Annotated in this window: 14 protein-coding genes; 1 reads left to right on the top strand and 13 read right to left on the bottom strand. The window is 41.8% G+C overall.

The annotated features are described in order from the left end of the window. Positions 1-4: 4 nt before the first annotated feature. From IGI92_RS06040 to IGI92_RS06015, 6 genes are all read right to left on the bottom strand, one after another. On the bottom strand, positions 5-1,435 hold the full coding sequence (locus tag IGI92_RS06040; protein WP_086299603.1) for a S41 family peptidase: 1,431 nt from the start codon (positions 1,433-1,435) through the stop codon (positions 5-7). A 76-nt stretch (positions 1,436-1,511) separates the two neighbouring features. Continuing rightward, positions 1,512-1,733 carry a YozE family protein gene (locus tag IGI92_RS06035; RefSeq protein ID WP_005236867.1) on the bottom strand — a complete coding sequence of 74 codons (222 nt, stop codon included), beginning with the start codon at positions 1,731-1,733 and terminating at the stop codon, positions 1,512-1,514. Further along, positions 1,726-2,247 carry a peptide-methionine (S)-S-oxide reductase MsrA gene (gene msrA / locus IGI92_RS06030; RefSeq protein WP_430608286.1) on the bottom strand — a complete coding sequence of 174 codons (522 nt, stop codon included), beginning with the start codon at positions 2,245-2,247 and terminating at the stop codon, positions 1,726-1,728. The genes IGI92_RS06035 and msrA overlap by 8 nt, the downstream gene beginning before the upstream one ends. Next, positions 2,247-2,897: a YpmS family protein gene (locus IGI92_RS06025; protein WP_430608285.1), complete on the bottom strand. Its 651-nt coding sequence runs from the start codon at positions 2,895-2,897 to the stop codon at positions 2,247-2,249. The genes msrA and IGI92_RS06025 overlap by 1 nt, the downstream gene beginning before the upstream one ends. Further along, positions 2,894-3,880, bottom strand: a complete 987-nt coding sequence (locus tag IGI92_RS06020; RefSeq protein WP_086317054.1) for an SGNH/GDSL hydrolase family protein — start codon at positions 3,878-3,880, stop codon at positions 2,894-2,896. Before IGI92_RS06020 ends, IGI92_RS06025 begins: the two co-directional genes overlap by 4 nt. 214 nt (positions 3,881-4,094) lie before the next feature. Further along, positions 4,095-4,937 (bottom strand): DegV family protein, encoded by an 843-nt coding sequence (locus tag IGI92_RS06015; RefSeq protein WP_034872242.1) that lies wholly within the window; start codon positions 4,935-4,937, stop codon positions 4,095-4,097. Between the two features lie 126 nt (positions 4,938-5,063). Between IGI92_RS06015 and trhA the strand changes: the two genes are divergently transcribed. Beyond that, complete coding sequence (gene trhA, locus IGI92_RS06010; protein WP_005236874.1) at positions 5,064-5,717, top strand: PAQR family membrane homeostasis protein TrhA; 654 nt, start codon at positions 5,064-5,066, stop codon at positions 5,715-5,717. 63 nt (positions 5,718-5,780) lie between these two features. On the opposite strand, the gene IGI92_RS06005 is transcribed toward trhA, so the two are convergent. From IGI92_RS06005 to IGI92_RS05975, 7 genes are all read right to left on the bottom strand, one after another. Continuing rightward, the gene (locus IGI92_RS06005; protein WP_430608284.1) at positions 5,781-6,269 is read right to left on the bottom strand and encodes a dihydrofolate reductase; all 489 of its coding nucleotides are present in this window, start codon (positions 6,267-6,269) and stop codon (positions 5,781-5,783) included. Positions 6,270-6,274: 5 nt separating this feature from the next. Further along, positions 6,275-7,021 carry a hypothetical protein gene (locus IGI92_RS06000; RefSeq protein WP_430608283.1) on the bottom strand — a complete coding sequence of 249 codons (747 nt, stop codon included), beginning with the start codon at positions 7,019-7,021 and terminating at the stop codon, positions 6,275-6,277. A 43-nt stretch (positions 7,022-7,064) separates the two neighbouring features. After that, on the bottom strand, positions 7,065-8,012 hold the full coding sequence (locus tag IGI92_RS05995; protein WP_005236877.1) for a thymidylate synthase: 948 nt from the start codon (positions 8,010-8,012) through the stop codon (positions 7,065-7,067). A gap of 16 nt (positions 8,013-8,028) precedes the next feature. Further along, on the bottom strand, positions 8,029-9,936 hold the full coding sequence (locus IGI92_RS05990; RefSeq protein ID WP_430608282.1) for an ABC-F family ATP-binding cassette domain-containing protein: 1,908 nt from the start codon (positions 9,934-9,936) through the stop codon (positions 8,029-8,031). Between the two features lie 204 nt (positions 9,937-10,140). Beyond that, positions 10,141-12,177: a cation:proton antiporter gene (locus tag IGI92_RS05985; RefSeq protein WP_430608281.1), complete on the bottom strand. Its 2,037-nt coding sequence runs from the start codon at positions 12,175-12,177 to the stop codon at positions 10,141-10,143. 3 nt (positions 12,178-12,180) lie between these two features. Further along, a complete protein-coding gene (locus IGI92_RS05980) occupies positions 12,181-12,462 on the bottom strand; it encodes a hypothetical protein (protein ID WP_008379625.1) in 282 nt (93 codons plus the stop codon). Between the two features lie 190 nt (positions 12,463-12,652). After that, positions 12,653-14,773: a peptidoglycan D,D-transpeptidase FtsI family protein gene (locus tag IGI92_RS05975; protein ID WP_430608279.1), complete on the bottom strand. Its 2,121-nt coding sequence runs from the start codon at positions 14,771-14,773 to the stop codon at positions 12,653-12,655. Positions 14,774-15,151 lie beyond the last annotated feature (378 nt).

Here is a 15,151-nt window from a genome sequence, read left to right as displayed (position 1 = left end):
TAGTTTATTCTTCAGAAAGCAAGGACAGTGCTTTTAAATATGCTGGGTCCTCTGCTTTGAGTTTCTCCGTTACTTCTTTTTCGATCGCTTGGGCAGTGTCTGCATCGACTTCCCCAGTCACTTTTAAATCATGAGCCTCTTGGAAAGTCTTCACTGCTGCTGTCGTCTCATCGTTGAAGGTATCACCACTAGTGGCATACCCTAACGCTTTAAGAAATTGATTTAGATTATTGACTGCCGTTGATGATTGTCCAGCTTTTAAGGCATTGTCCCGTGGTAATGGCGGGAAATACGCATACTCTGGATAGTCCTCTTCATAATCCGGCATCACACCTTGATCATTGACCCAATTTTCATCCGGTGTCAGCCATTTCATGACCGTCATTTTTAATTCACTATTATCCCCCAGATCCTTCACGTTCTGAACGGTTCCCTTGCCGAAGGTTTCTGTACCAACAACTGGGATATCCGCTGATTCTTGCAAGGCTGCGGCAAAAATCTCCGATGCAGAGGCACTGCCGCCGTCGACTAAAACAACGACCGGCTCTGTGACTTTGAATCCTTCATCCAATGCTTCGCTCGCTTTGGTCTCACTGACCACCCCTTGATTGTTGGCAAACTTCACGATCGTTTGGCCGTTTTCTAAAAACATACTTGCCATGATCTGTACTTGGTCCAGCAATCCGCCAGGATTTTGTCTTAAATCCAAAACAAACGACTTTGCGCCGGCTTCTCGCAGTTCGGTGATGGTTTCTTTCAACTCAGCTGCTGTGTTTTCACCAAAGGAGGTAATATCGATACGACCGATTGTGTCATTATTTTCAGCAATTTCTCCATGGACTGTTTCGATTGGGATCACATCACGAGTGATCTCCACATCAAAGGTGTCCTGATCACGTTGAATCGTTAAGGTGACTTTCGTCCCTTTTTCACCACGAATCTTTCCCACAACTTCAGATAATTCCTGTCCTTGCGTATCTTCACCGTCTACCTTGACGATTCGGTCATTGATCCGCAGACCACTTTTTTCAGCAGGCGTATTTTTTATCGGCGCTTGTGCGACTTCTGGATAGTCTTCAACGATCGACAAGGTAGCACCAATCCCTTCAAAACTTCCAGAAAGTGATTGTTCTAAGTTATCCGCATCTGATTGGTTCAAATACGTCGTATAAGGATCATCTAGCGCATCAGTCATCCCTTGAAGGGCACCTTCTATCAAGGCATCCTCATCAACTTCTTGGTAATAATTCGCAAGGATTTGGTCATATAGCGACTGGATTTTCTCCATTCCGCTGGCTTCTGTGGTCGTTTCTGTCACCGGTTGCGTCGTCTGCTGATTTTGCTGAGCCGTTTGCCATAAATAGACACCGCCTCCTGACAAAATTGCGACACAAACGAGAGAAACGATATATCGGCTCGTCGTTAAACCTTTCATTCACAACACCTCTCTGAGAAAAAACAGCTCCGTTCTGCGGATTTTGTGCAACCATACAAAACGAAGAATAGTTTTTTTATTTGTTATTTTCGAGATACTCTGCCCAGATACGATCAAAAATATCCATGGATGGCAAATAATCAACATTTAGTTCCAGATAAGAAGAGACTTCATCATAGTCATCGCTGTGCTTCGGAAACTGGATATCATGACTTGCATGAGTAGCAAAGATCTGGGCCTCATCTGTATGACTCGGTCCTTTGACTGCCATTAAATAGGTATAAAAACTTTTACGCATGTTCTTGCTCCCAATGATTTTCTAAAAAGGCTGCTCTACGGGCGTGATTGCGAGCAAAATTCTCAGGATTCTTTTTGTAATACTCTTGGTGCTCTTCTTCCGCTAAATAAAAAGGTTGGGCTGGTTCGATCGTGGTCACGATCGGATCGGTAAATCGACCGGAAGCCTGAAGTGCTGCTTTGCTGGCTTCGGCTTTTTTCCGCTGCTCTTCATTAAAATAGAAGATAGCCGGACGATAATTGTCGCCGCGATCTTCAAATTGACCAAAAGCATCTGTCGGATCCGTTTGCTGCCAATAGATCGTCAAAAGGTCTTCATAACTGATTTTTTCAGGATCAAAAATGATTTCCACTGCTTCTGTATGCCCGGTTTGATGGCTTTTGACCTCTTCATAAGTCGGATTTTCGGTATGTCCTGCGGTATAGCCGGAAAAAATTGAATGCACCCCTTCTAATTCATCAAAGGGTTGGATCATACACCAAAAGCACCCACCGGCAAAAATTGCTCGTTCCATTATTCATCCTCCGTTTCAGCTGGTAAATATAAACTCATTTGAATTTCATCATCCACAAGATTGATTTTGTTGGCTTTGATAAACAAGCCATTTTGCATACGGAATTGATCCAAACGTATCAAAATGATTTGTTCATCGGCATTGACATCGATCCAATCAGGAAATTTAAAACTACGTTTGATCATTTTCATTACTTCACTGGTGGGCAGATCCAAGGTGCCGATTGATAAGCTTTTGGCTTTCAATTGAACGTTACCTTCTTCGGTCACGTAAGGATCAAAATAGAGATAGAAGGTGATAGGAAATCCTAATACTTGAAACTCTCCCGTCAACAATGCCTCATTTCTTAGCTCAAAATTATACTTGACCTCTTGATCTTTTTGAAAATCAGACAGATAAAAATCAATCAATTGGTTGACCTGGCTCTTGTTGCTGTTAACGGTCAGAACAGGACTGCCCTCCCGTTGAACAAGTTCAGCACTTTCATTTAAGCCGGTTTCTCGCTGTTGAAAAATTCTTGAAACAAAGAAAACCGTCGTGCCTAAAAGGATACCGACCAACACTAGAAAAGCAATTTTCCAGTAGTTAATCGATTTTTTTTTCGTTGCAGCTGTTTTTTCCGGCTGCTTCGTTGATTCGCTTGGTTTCATTTTGCTTCCTCCTCTAACAACCAATAATTTTGCGTTTTGATCACTTCATCGCGAACGGCATTCGCCATCAGTTGATACCCAAGATTATTGGGATGGAAGCGATCGCCTTCATACAAAACATTGTTTGTGATATTATTCCCGACAGTTTGCGATGAATCAGTTGTCGTTGAAGTACTGCTTTGTGATTCGTCCGAAGCTGTCGTCGATGAATCAGATAAGCGTTCTGTGTCCGATGATTCGGCAGTTTTCTCTGATTCCCCTTCTTCTGTATCAGCAATACCGACCTCATCACTTAACCCTTTATAGAGCAAATCGTTGATAGGAATAAAAAAGGCATTGTCTTGCTGATTGACGAACGTTTCCGTTTGTTTATTCCAGTTATCAATGATCGTCTGCATATCCGTGATTTCTGGGAAATTCAGATAAAATGGATTGTAGATGCCCAAGACATAGATTGGTGCATCACTATTCAAATCGCGGATTTGAGCAAACAAGTCTTTTAAACGTTCCTGGTAATCTTCCATCGGTTCCGTAAACGTCTCAATGCTCAAGCCGAAGAAATTGCTCTGAATCACTTTTAGTACGTCGTTACCGCCGACAGTCAAGGTAATCAAATCCGCTTGACTAAGATCTTGGCGTAAGTCTTCATCGTTTTTCACTCGCTTTAAAATCTGATCGCTTCTTTCACCAGCGACCCCATAATTTTTAGTTACCAAATTGCTCAAATCATAGCGATCCTCTAGATCCCCAGCCAAAATGGGCACAAAGCCACCACGAGCTGTTTCATCACCAACCCCTTCTGTCAAGGAATCCCCAAGAGCGAGATATTCAATGGCGGATTTTTTCGAATCATTGGCTGCTAGCTTGTCCACAGGGGTCAGCAAGGGTTGGGCTTTGGGAACAGTAAAATGAAACAGTAAGCCAGTTCCAATAGCTATCAATCCCACAACGAGTAGATAAGTTACTAATTTCTTCCATTTCACAGGTATTCGAACTCCTTTGTAATCTTTGCTATTTTAACAAAATTCTCATAAAATTCCTAGTCGCAATCCTTCAAACTTAAGAAAGAAAACAGCTACCTGCCAAAGAGTCGACAAGCAAAGGCAGCTTCTTTTTTTGTTTTTTCTTCCCGACAGCTTGTCATACGCCAAAAAGCGATTCGTCATTAAACGAATCGCTGAAAGAAAACATGCTTTTTTATTCCGTACTATAAGTAATCGCAAAGGCACCTTTACCTGTGTGAGTGGCGATGATCGGTGTCGTGTGCAACAAGGGGATATCCAACTCGGGGAATAGTTCCGCTAATTCCTTTTGGAAACGTTCTGTGATTTCTAACCCTTCAGCATGAGAAATACCAATTTTCGTCACTTTAGGCATACTCTTCAGTTCAGCTTTTAACTCTTCAAACCATTTATTGAAGGTCTTGACACCACGTCCTTTGACGACTGGAATCAGTTCTGAATGATCAAAATCCATAATCACTTTCATGTTCAGCAAACTCGATAAAAGACCTTTGGCGCGACTGATACGACCGCCTTTTACTAAGTTTTCTAACGTTGAAACGCCGATAAATAATTTCGTATGCTCACGCACCAAATCCACCTCTGGTAAAACTTCTTCTAGTGTCTTACCGGCTTTAGCCAATTCTGCTGCCCGAATCACTTGAAAAGCCAACGCTTGGTCTGTCGTGTCACTATCGATCACGGTGACTTTGGCTTTTGATAAATGACTGGCTTGACGAGCCGCTTCCACGGTTCCGCTAAGCCCTTTGGTCATATGAATCGATAGTATTTCACTGCCATCTTTGCCTAATTCATCATATAGTTCTACAAAATGACCGATTGGCGGCTGGCTAGTTTTAGGTAATTCTTTGGCTTGCGCCATCATTTGCATAAATTTTTCTCCCGGCAGCGTTTCATCATCTGGATAAACGACACCATCGATCATTACAGATAAAGGCACGACATGGATAGCCAAAGCATCACGGACACTTGGTTCCATCGTACTGGAAGAATCTGTCACAATTTTAAGATTTGCCATCATATATTCACTCTCTCTTTAAATCAAGTCTTTTTTCGTGGTAAAATAACCACAGACCATTTATACTAAGTATAACAGAGAGAAAATTTTTTTTCATCTAATTTCGATTCGAAAGGACGGTGCCGAATGCAGCACATGAAGTTTAGTCGCAGATATTTGATCGTCAATGAAGTATTAAATGCAGTAACCCACGGGATCGGATTAGGACTGAGTATCGCAGGACTGGTCATCCTCTTAATCAAGGGGGCAAATCTAGGGTCACCTATCCATATCGTTTCCTATGCCATTTATGGGTCGATGATGATTTTGCTCTTCCTCTTTTCTACCTTATTTCACAGTTTGATTTTTACCAAAGCAAAAAAGGTCTTCCAAGTCTTTGATCATGCCTCCATTTTCTTGCTGATCGCCGGAAGCTATACACCTTTTTGCTTGCTTAGTATCCAAGGCTGGCTTGGCTGGTCACTCTTTGTCTTGATTTGGCTACTAGCAATTAGCGGCATCGTTTATAAGTCACTGACTCTTCATAAAAAAGAGACTGTCTCAAAAATCTCCACCCTGATCTACATCATCATGGGCTGGCTATGTGTCGTCGCCTTTAAACCTCTGATCGAACATTTAGGCTACTGGGGAACATTTTTACTAGCAAGCGGTGGTGTTTCTTATACTGTGGGTGCGCTATTCTATAGTTTAAAATCCGTTCGATTCATGCATGTGGTTTGGCACTTATTCGTTATGTTAGGTGCTGGACTGATGTACTTCTCCGTCTTGTTGTATACCTAAAAATGAAGCATTGCTTACAAACAAAGAACAGGAAACTTTCGCTGCAGAAAGCTTCCTGTTCTTTTATTTTCTATGATAAAATTCAAATTGATGGGGATAACGGTTCTTTTCATCGACGATCCCATCGATCACATGATCAAGTTTCCATTGCGCCCAATCAATCTCTGGGAAATACACATCTCCGTTAAATTCCGCAGCGATCACTGTACGGTACAATTGATCGCAATCGTCAATCATCTCTTCAAAAACACCCGCTCCACCAGTTAAAAAAACGGGATGCTCTTGTTGCTTCACATACGCTAAGATTTCCTCTCGGTCATGCATCACTAACGCGCCGTTGGCTTGATAGTGTGGATCACTTGTCAAAACGATCGTCGTACGCTGCGGCAGTAATCTTTTTCCCATGCCTTCAAAGGTTTTGCGCCCCATTATAATCGTATTATTGATGGTTTGCTCTTTAAAAAATTTCAAATCATTCGGCAAATGCCACGGCAGTGTGCCATCCGCTCCGATCAAACCCTTTTGATCTTGTGCCCAAAGTGCGATCAACATAAAAATTACATCCCTTCTGTATAAAATGATTCAGAAATAGTAGCAGCAACCTGCAGCCGCTGCATCAGCTGAAAAGCTGATTCATGCTCAAATGGATCTTTGTTGCGTTCATCAAAGCGCAAGCCATCACAGGCTTGGTAAACAATTGTGCCGCCGCTTCTTTGGACATTTCTCGGCCATTCCCCATCGTTTAAACGCGCGTTGTTGTTTTTCAGTAAGGTCGGTATCAGGGAGATAGGAAAGAGAGCACTACCAGCTGCGACATTAATTTCTTGTATTTGAAAAAAGTCAGCTGCGATCTCGTTGATCAAGCGCTCCGTTCTTTGCCACGTTTGCGGATGACTCGCAAACGCCCTTGCAGTTCGCCCTAGGATACAATACGTATTCTCTGGTAACGGCTGTTTGCTTATTGCCACAAGTTCTTCTGGATACGTCTCGATCCAAGTCACTACGCGATCAAAATCACAAATATGCAATGAATCCAGCATTGGTAAAGTATGCTGTGCCGCAAAAATAAGCCTTCTGCGGGCATCCGCCGCCCCTTTTGCTGGTATAAAAAGGGCAGTGCACTGCTGATTTGATCGAATGGCTTCTTTTAGCTCCGGCACTGTTTCCTCGGATACGGATAGCCAAACTGTATCATAGTGCTGATGCAAGAAATCAATGCATTGATCAATGAGCAATGCATGAATCGATCCAGCATGTCTCTGATGAAAGGTCGCCGCAAAGCCTCGTTTGTGGGTATTTTCCATTACGCCTCATTCCTTTCTTTATGAAATGAAACCAAACAACCACTTAAACTGCGATCGGTGCTTTGATTGTTGGATGCGGATCATACCCTGCCAGGGTAATATCTTCCATTTCAAAATCAAAGATTGACTGTTTTTCAGGATTTAACTGTAAGCTTGGCGCCGGACGTACTGAACGAGTCAACTGTTCCTTCATCTGTTCTATATGATTACTGTACAGATGAGCATCACCTAATGTATGGATAAAATCTCCGACTTCTAGTCCAGTTTCATGAGCAATCAGGTGCGTTAATAGCGCATAACTAGCAATATTGAAGGGAACGCCTAAAAAGACATCGGCACTGCGTTGATATAACTGACAGCTTAAGCGACCATCATGAACATAAAATTGAAACATCGTGTGACAAGGGGGCAACGCCATCGTCGGTACATCTTCTGGATTCCAAGCAGAGACGATCAAACGACGAGAGTCTGGCGTTGTTTTGATCATCTCGATCACTTCTTTGATTTGATCGATAAACCCGCCCGTACTTTTTTCCCAATGGCGCCATTGGTACCCATAAACATGACCCAAATCGCCGAAGGTTTCAGCGAATGTATCATCAGATAAGATTTTTTCACAAAACTGTTTCAACTCGTGTTGGTACTGTTCATTGAAAGCTTCATCCACTAGGGAACGACGGCCAAAGTCCGTCATGTCAGGACCTGTGTAAGCATCACTTTTAATATAGCGCTCAAACGCCCATTCATCCCAAATGTGGTTATTATGTTCTAGGAGATAACGAATGTTGGTATCTCCTTTTAGAAACCACAATAATTCGCTTTTGATCAAGCCAAAAGGAACTCTCTTGGTTGTCAACAATGGAAAGCCTTGGGACAGATCAAAACGCATTTGGTGACCAAAGACACTGCGTGTTCCCGTTCCTGTACGATCACTTTTATCATTGCCTTCTGCTAATATTTTTCTTCCTAGATCTAAATATGCTTGTTCCATCGTTCTCTCCTTTACTCTACACAAATTCGCTCAAATATTCCCAACGATCCATTTTTTCTGCAAGTTGCGTTTCAACCTCGCTGATTTCTTGCTGTAATTTTTGGAGCTTGGTAAAGTCAGCTCCTTGATGATTCATCTCTTCAGTCAAAGTGGCAGCTTTTTCTTCTAACACCGCGATATCATCTTCAATTGTCGCCCACTCTTTTTGTTCCATATAACTCAGTTTCTTTTTGACAGGCGCTGCAGCAGACTCCTCACTATCAGCAGAAAGCGAATCGTTTTTTGATTCTTTTGGCTCTAGTACACTTGAACTAGCTTTATTGGTATTGGCTGCTAAGTACTCATTAATGGAACCAAAGTAGGACTTAATCCTGCCGTCTCCTTCGAAGATCAGCAATTTTTGGGCAACTTTATCTAAAAAGTATCGGTCATGGGAAACAGTGATCACTGCACCTGGGAATGTTTCCAAATAATTTTCCAAAATCGTCAGGGTATCAATATCCAAATCGTTGGTCGGTTCATCTAACAAGAGAACATTTGGCTGTCCAATCAATAGCTTGAGTAAAAATAGTCGTCGTTTTTCTCCGCCAGATAGCTTGCCGATCTTAGTGCCGTGCATGGATCGCGGAAACAAAAACTGTTCCAGCATTTCTGCGACACTGACTTGTGAGCCATCCACTTTTTGCACTTCCTCGGCTGCTTCTTGCAAATAAGCAATCATTCGCTGATCAGGGTTCATCGCTTCAATCGTTTGCGTATAATAAGCCATTTTCACAGTCACGCCAATCGTACACTCCCCTTCTTCTAAAGGCAGGTGACCAGCTAAAATATTGAGCAACGTTGATTTGCCCGCACCGTTTTCTCCTGTGATCCCTAAGCGTTCTCTTGATTGAATCAACAAATCAAAGTGAGACAAAATCGTTTTGTTTTCAATCTGGAAACTCGCATCTTTTAGCTCTAAGACTTGTTTGCCTAAGCGTGTCGTAGCAACATCAATGGCCACTTCGCCGTTACGTTTTACTTGATGTAGGTTTTCTTTTAAATCATCGAAACGATCGATCCGTGCCTGTTGTTTCGTTGTACGGGCCTTCGCTCCGGTGCGAATCCAAGCCAACTCATGTTTGTATAACTGCTTGCGCTTGTCTTCTTGCGTCTCCTCCACTCGTTCTCGTTCTGCTCGAGCATGAAGATACGTCTCGTAATTCCCTTGATATTCATGCAGCTTGCCAAAGGACAATTCAAAGATCCGGTTAACGACTCGATCCAAAAAGTAGCGATCGTGGGTCACCATCAATAACGCACCCCGATAATTTTTTAGATAGCCTTCCAACCATTGGATCGCATCATAATCTAAGTGGTTAGTCGGTTCATCCAATAACAACAGGTCTGGTTCATCGATCAATACTTGAGCCATAGCCACTCGTTTCTTTTGACCTCCAGATAACTCACTGACCTTTTTCTTTAAATCACTGATCCCAAGTTTTTGGAGGATAATTTTGGCTGTTGTATCTGTGTTCCAAGCATCGGCTTTATTCATCGCTTCTTCTGCCAATTGATAATTGCGCTGCGTTTGTTGATCCATACCATTATTTTCTAAAGCAATCAGCGCTTTTTCATAGTCGCGAACAACGCGGATCAGCGGACTGGTCCCTTGAAAAACAGCATCTACAACGGATAATTCTTCTTGTAGCTGATTGTCTTGCGCTAAAAAGCCAATTCGATAATCTTGACTGGCAAAAACAGTTTGGCGATCACCATCTCCACGATCCAAACCTGCTAAGATTCGCAGCAAACTTGATTTCCCCGTGCCATTGACACCGATCAAACCGATCCGATCTTTTTCATGTATCAGAAAAGAAAGCTGATCAAACAGTGTTTTTTCACCGTAAGTTTTGGTTAATTCACTTACTTTTAATTCTTTCACAGAATCCCTCCTGAGTTTTTTCTTCGCTCATTGTACCACATTTCATCCGAGGAAACGATGAGAGAAAGGAGCAGTTTTTGCAATAAAAAAGAATGCCTTCGTCAGTTTATTCCCTCTGATCATCGATGTTGATCATCTTTTAGGAATAACCTGACGGAGACACTCCATAAAACGTGCATCAAGTTGTGCGCCTTTTGAGACATATTATCGGCGGAACATCCGCTGTTTCGGTTGTTCTTCCGCTCGAGACATCGCATACGATTCTAACAGATTGACATTGCGTCGGTACTCATTTGCAGAAATCGTTGAAATCTTCTCTGCCACTTCATATTCATCGATCGTCTTGCGCTCAAGATAATAGCCCCAAAGGACTTTCTTAACAAAAATCGGGTCTTGCTCAATCATGATCGTTTCAATGAAATTGCTATGTTCAAACCGTTTGATGCTCATTTCTCGTTGACGAATAAAGAAATTGATCAGCGAGGAATCATAAACATCTTCTAAATTTCTCAAACTGTGAAAAATGTATTCGCTGTTTTTTAAGTAGATTTTTTGTACTTCAGAAATGTCTCGTTGTTTCAAGGCATCTTTCAGTTGCTGCTGCCGCTGTAAAAACAAACGTGGATGGATCAGTACACGAATAAAGCGCTGAATAAAGAAGAGCCAAAAACTAAAGAATGAGAGAATTTGTTTTGCGAGGGAATGCTGCTGCTGAGAAATAAAGCGTGAATAAAAACGATAGCCATTTAGGCTGACTTTCCCATTTCGATAAGCTTCATCCAAGCCGTCTTGTTCGATCGATAAGATCAATCCTTGAATTTCTTGGATTTCTTGTTTTTCTGAATCAGTCAAACTATTGCGATACAATTCCCAACGACGATTTTCATAGGAATTGATGACAGCATCGATCGCTAAGCGACCTTTATCAGAAAGCTCTTGTTTTTCTTCTGCTTCCAATTGTTCGATGACGTCTTCTAAGATCAGCAAGTGATTGAAGTCGACACTTTCGGCAGCTTCACCATCTGCCAAATAAGGTAAGACCATCACGCTGATGATCAATGTCAGCAAAATTACACAGGCGGTCAAAAACAGGAGCAAGCTCCGTTCCTGAAACGGTGTATCATGCACCATCACCGGTAAAATGAAGATGGCTGCCAAACTGACTGTTCCCTTGACGCCACCAAAGGTCAACAAGGCGACTTGATTCATGGATACTTGTTTTTTTGACTGTAAGAACCAATAATAAAATAGCAAAAAGATAAAACGTACGAGGAAAATCACCGCTGTGACGACTAAAATCGTGATGACTAAATGCCAGTTTGCATAGTTTTTGCTTTCCCAGATCGGTGAAAAGACTTGTGACAACTCGATCCCTAGAAAGAGAAACACTAATGCGTTCAATGTAAAGACAATGGTCGACCATGTGCTTTCCGAAATGTTCGCTAATTCTGCATCAAACAACGAGATCCGGCGTTTTCTTTGGGCTTGGGCTACACCTGCCACAACTGCTGCGATAATCCCTGAGACGCCAATCATTTCTGCCAGCAAATAGGCAGCAAATGGCAAGAGCAGTTCAATCAATAAGTATACTGTGACATCTTGTGCCGAGATTTTTTCAATAAAACGTAAAATCCGGCGTTTCAGCCATACGATCAAGTAACCGACAAGCCCGCCACCGATACTAGAGAAAAGAAGTTGGAAGCCTGCGTTGGCTGCTGAAAAACTCCCGGTAGTCAAAGCCACGATAGCAAACTGTAATGCGGTAACCCCCGAAGCATCGTTCAGTAAGCCCTCGCCTTCAAGAATATGCATAATGTTTTTGGAAATTTTCAAACGCTTTGCTAATGAGGAGACTGCCACCGCATCAGTTGGTCCTAACGCAGCCCCGAAAGCGAAGCAAGCAGCCAGAGGTATCGTCGGCATCAACCAATGGAGGGTTCCGCCGACCGCAAACAGCGTCATTAAAACGCCACCAAAAGCCAAAAACAGCACGATCTTGCTGTTTTTTAGGATCTCAGGTACATCTGCTCGTTCCCCTTCTCGAAATAGCAATGGACCAATGATCATTACTAAAAACATTTCCGGTTCAAAGGCGATCTCTTGACCCATTTCTGTAAGACCTAATAAAATTCCTAAGATGATTTGAATAAAAAAGATCGGTACTGAGGGCAATATTTTGCTCGCCACATTTGATAATGTGACAAGAATTGCAATGATAATGACGAGTTCAATAAATTCCATCCATTACCCTCTTTTCTTTCGAATGGCTAATAACAGCTCAAGAAAATCTTCTTTTTTTAAAAGGATCTTGTCGTTTAGAAGACCTAACTCCTTTTCGTTATTTTCAATCTCGCATTGGACACGCCGTGATTCCAAGCGATATAAATCGTGTTTCATTCGTTCAAATTTTCGGAAAAGCAATGGATTTTTCCGTTGCAAATAATCCCGAATCTCCTTTTTTTCAGCTGGTGTAAATTGTCCCAACTGCTTCATTAGTTCTTGCTTACTTAAACATTCCTTGTTCATAATTACGTTTTTTACCCCTTTTATCATCAGTTTATCTTTTTATTTAACGTGCAAATCAAAATTATCTCTTGACCGCTAGTATTCTAAGCCAATCATTCAAAAATAGCAAGTCTTTCTCACTAAATGTTGGTTTTCTATCAGTTTTCTTATAAAACAAAAAAACCGCAGTCTTCACTGCGATTTTTTATGCTTATTTCATATATAAGTCGTAGTAAGCATCCATGATCTCTTTGGCGATTTGAATATTTGGATGGGTATCTGTGTCGCCTTTTAATTGAGGCATTACGATCGCAATCGCAATATCCGCATCACTGCTTGGCCCGTAGGCAACGATGTTTAGGTTAACTAAGCTGATGGTATTGCCATTACTATCCACAATTGGTGTTTCGGCAGTACCTGTTTTGGCAGAGACCTCCATTTTCGCAGAAGCCAAGCCTTTGGCAGTTGCCCAAGCATCCGTTCCATGAACTGCATCATAAAATCCATTTTGAACAATTTGCATTTGAGCATCTGTTAAACCAACTTCATTCAATACCGTTGGTTCGATCTCTTCAATCAGTGAGCCAAGACCGCCAGTTTCATCATTGCCGTAAATACCGTCGACGATATGAGGCTGCAATCTTTTGCCACCATTAGCAACGGTTGCTGCATATTGTGCCAGCTGCAACGTGGTATAGGTATCAAACTGACCAAAAGCCAAATCAAGGATCTTCCCACCATCACTGACGGGGTCCATATTATCGATCGATGTGCTGATACCAGTCGCTTCTCCCGGTAAATCGATCCCAGTTTCAGTTCCCATACCAAAAGAGGCAAAAGATGAACGTAGTTTTTCATAGACATCCCCTTGACGATCCACTGTTGGAATCGAGATACCTGACTGATAATTGATGCCCATCAAACGTAAAGCGACTTGCATCATATAGGAGTTAGAAGAAACTTCCAACGCCTGCTCCGCAGAAAGGTTACGATTATTTGCCCCAGTTGGATTGAAAATTGAGGCTTTTACATCGGAGCCAATTCTGATTGGTTGATCCAATAACACTTCATTGCCATTTAAGACCCCATTTTCCCAGCCAGCAGCCAAAGTCCCTGCTTTGACAACGGACCCTGGTACAAAGGAATTAATGAAGGTACCAATGGCATTTTCCTGCAATTCATTTGAACCTGTATCATGATGATAGCCGGACATTGACAAAACGCCGCCGGTTTTTGGATTTAACGCCACTGCGTAAACCCCTGGAGAATATTCTGCTGCCCCAGAATCAATCAGTTTTTGGAAATTGTCTTGCAAGATTTTATCAACTCTCGCTTGAAACTCAGCATCTAATGTTAATACAAGGTTATCCCCTTTTGCCCCAGAAAAGGTTTCTTTTTGACTTTCAATATTATTATTGTTATCAAGGGAAATCTCAGAAATGGATTTTGTGCCTTGTAAGACTTCTTCATACTGCTGCTCTAAATAACTACGTCCAACGCGATCATTACGAGCATAGCCTTTTTCTAAAAATTCATCCAAAACTTCTTCCGGAATTCCTTGTTCTTCACTGGTCACCGTTCCGATCAAACTAGCCAGAGAACTTCCTTCAACGATGTTTCTCGTCCAATCGGTACCGGTGGAGATTCCCGGTAAATCGACCATGTTTTCAGCAACAATAGCTAATTCACGGTCAGACACATCCGAAGTCTTAATAAAGACCGTACTCAAAGATTGGGCGCTATTCATCCGCTTAAAAATCGTGGCTGCTTCTAATTCTGCATCAGAGAAATTGATTTCATCTTCTGTCACTTTATCAACGGTTGCCGCATATTGTTCAGAAGTACCTAAAGAACGCTCTTCATCACTCAATCGGTCAGTTGCTGCTTCAAGATTTTCTTCATCGGCCAGCCAAAAGTCCTTAAGATCACGATCAGACAAGTTTTTGTCCACAGGTACTTCGATCAACTCGCTCAATTTTTTGGCCGTTTCTAACAAATCTTGAGCGGTCATTTTGTTTCCGCGGGTAAATGTGATTGCTGCATTGGCTTGATTTTCCACCAGCGCTTTTCCAGAAGCGTCATAGATCATTCCCCGAGGGGCGCTTCCTTTGACTTCCACTACAGATGAAGCTTTCAACTGCTGCTCAATATTGTCGCCATTGACGATCTGTAGATAGCCTAATTGAACGATCAAGGACACAAACAAAGCAAAAATAATAAAAAACAAAAAGTTCAATCGAAATGGAACATGAGATTTGCGATACGATTTAGCCTTTGGTTCTTCTGGCCCCTTGCGTATCCCTTGGACAACTTTATCTTTCAAATTCTTCATCTCATCTATCCTTCCAATCTATAATGACTACTGTCCTATTTTACCAAAAAATTCGATTCCAAACAGAAAAAACAAAAAATATCCATTAATCCTTAGAAAAAACTATAAAAATTAGCGTGAATCCGAGTAAATGTTTCACAGTTTGATTGTTTCATTTTCATTCTTTCATGAAAAAATTGTTTTTTTAAGCTTTCTTATGTTTTTTCATTTGATGGTTTCGTGAAACAAGATTTACATTTCTTTTTTTGTGGAAAACTAGATCGATTGAAGCGAGAGGAGCTTTCATATAAACAAAAAATCGACACACAAGCAGTTGCCCATGTATCGATTCCGCTATCCTATCAAACAGTTGAAGGAGACGTACAAACCGACACACTC

Origin of the sequence: Enterococcus sp. DIV2379 (genome assembly GCF_050542965.1) — a bacterium.
Taxonomy (GTDB): domain Bacteria; phylum Bacillota; class Bacilli; order Lactobacillales; family Enterococcaceae; genus Enterococcus_D; species Enterococcus_D entomosocium.
The sequence above is the reverse complement of the archived record's forward strand: the minus strand, read 5'-3'. Positions and strand labels throughout refer to the sequence as shown.

What these genes read in the sequence shown, in the direction of transcription:
- IGI92_RS06000 (WP_430608283.1), bottom strand. Translation starts at nt 7,021, where the DNA reads ATGGAAAATACCCACAAACGAGGCTTTGCGGCGACCTTTCATCAGAGA.
- msrA (WP_430608286.1), bottom strand. Translation starts at nt 2,247, where the DNA reads ATGGAACGAGCAATTTTTGCCGGTGGGTGCTTTTGGTGTATGATCCAA.
- IGI92_RS05975 (WP_430608279.1), bottom strand. Translation starts at nt 14,773, where the DNA reads ATGAAGAATTTGAAAGATAAAGTTGTCCAAGGGATACGCAAGGGGCCA.
- IGI92_RS05980 (WP_008379625.1), bottom strand. Translation starts at nt 12,462, where the DNA reads ATGAACAAGGAATGTTTAAGTAAGCAAGAACTAATGAAGCAGTTGGGA.
- IGI92_RS06025 (WP_430608285.1), bottom strand. Translation starts at nt 2,897, where the DNA reads ATGAAACCAAGCGAATCAACGAAGCAGCCGGAAAAAACAGCTGCAACG.
- IGI92_RS06005 (WP_430608284.1), bottom strand. Translation starts at nt 6,269, where the DNA reads ATGTTGATCGCACTTTGGGCACAAGATCAAAAGGGTTTGATCGGAGCG.
- IGI92_RS06040 (WP_086299603.1), bottom strand. Translation starts at nt 1,435, where the DNA reads ATGAAAGGTTTAACGACGAGCCGATATATCGTTTCTCTCGTTTGTGTC.
- IGI92_RS06015 (WP_034872242.1), bottom strand. Translation starts at nt 4,937, where the DNA reads ATGGCAAATCTTAAAATTGTGACAGATTCTTCCAGTACGATGGAACCA.
- IGI92_RS05985 (WP_430608281.1), bottom strand. Translation starts at nt 12,177, where the DNA reads ATGGAATTTATTGAACTCGTCATTATCATTGCAATTCTTGTCACATTA.
- trhA (WP_005236874.1), top strand. Translation starts at nt 5,064, where the DNA reads ATGCAGCACATGAAGTTTAGTCGCAGATATTTGATCGTCAATGAAGTA.
- IGI92_RS05995 (WP_005236877.1), bottom strand. Translation starts at nt 8,012, where the DNA reads ATGGAACAAGCATATTTAGATCTAGGAAGAAAAATATTAGCAGAAGGC.
- IGI92_RS06035 (WP_005236867.1), bottom strand. Translation starts at nt 1,733, where the DNA reads ATGCGTAAAAGTTTTTATACCTATTTAATGGCAGTCAAAGGACCGAGT.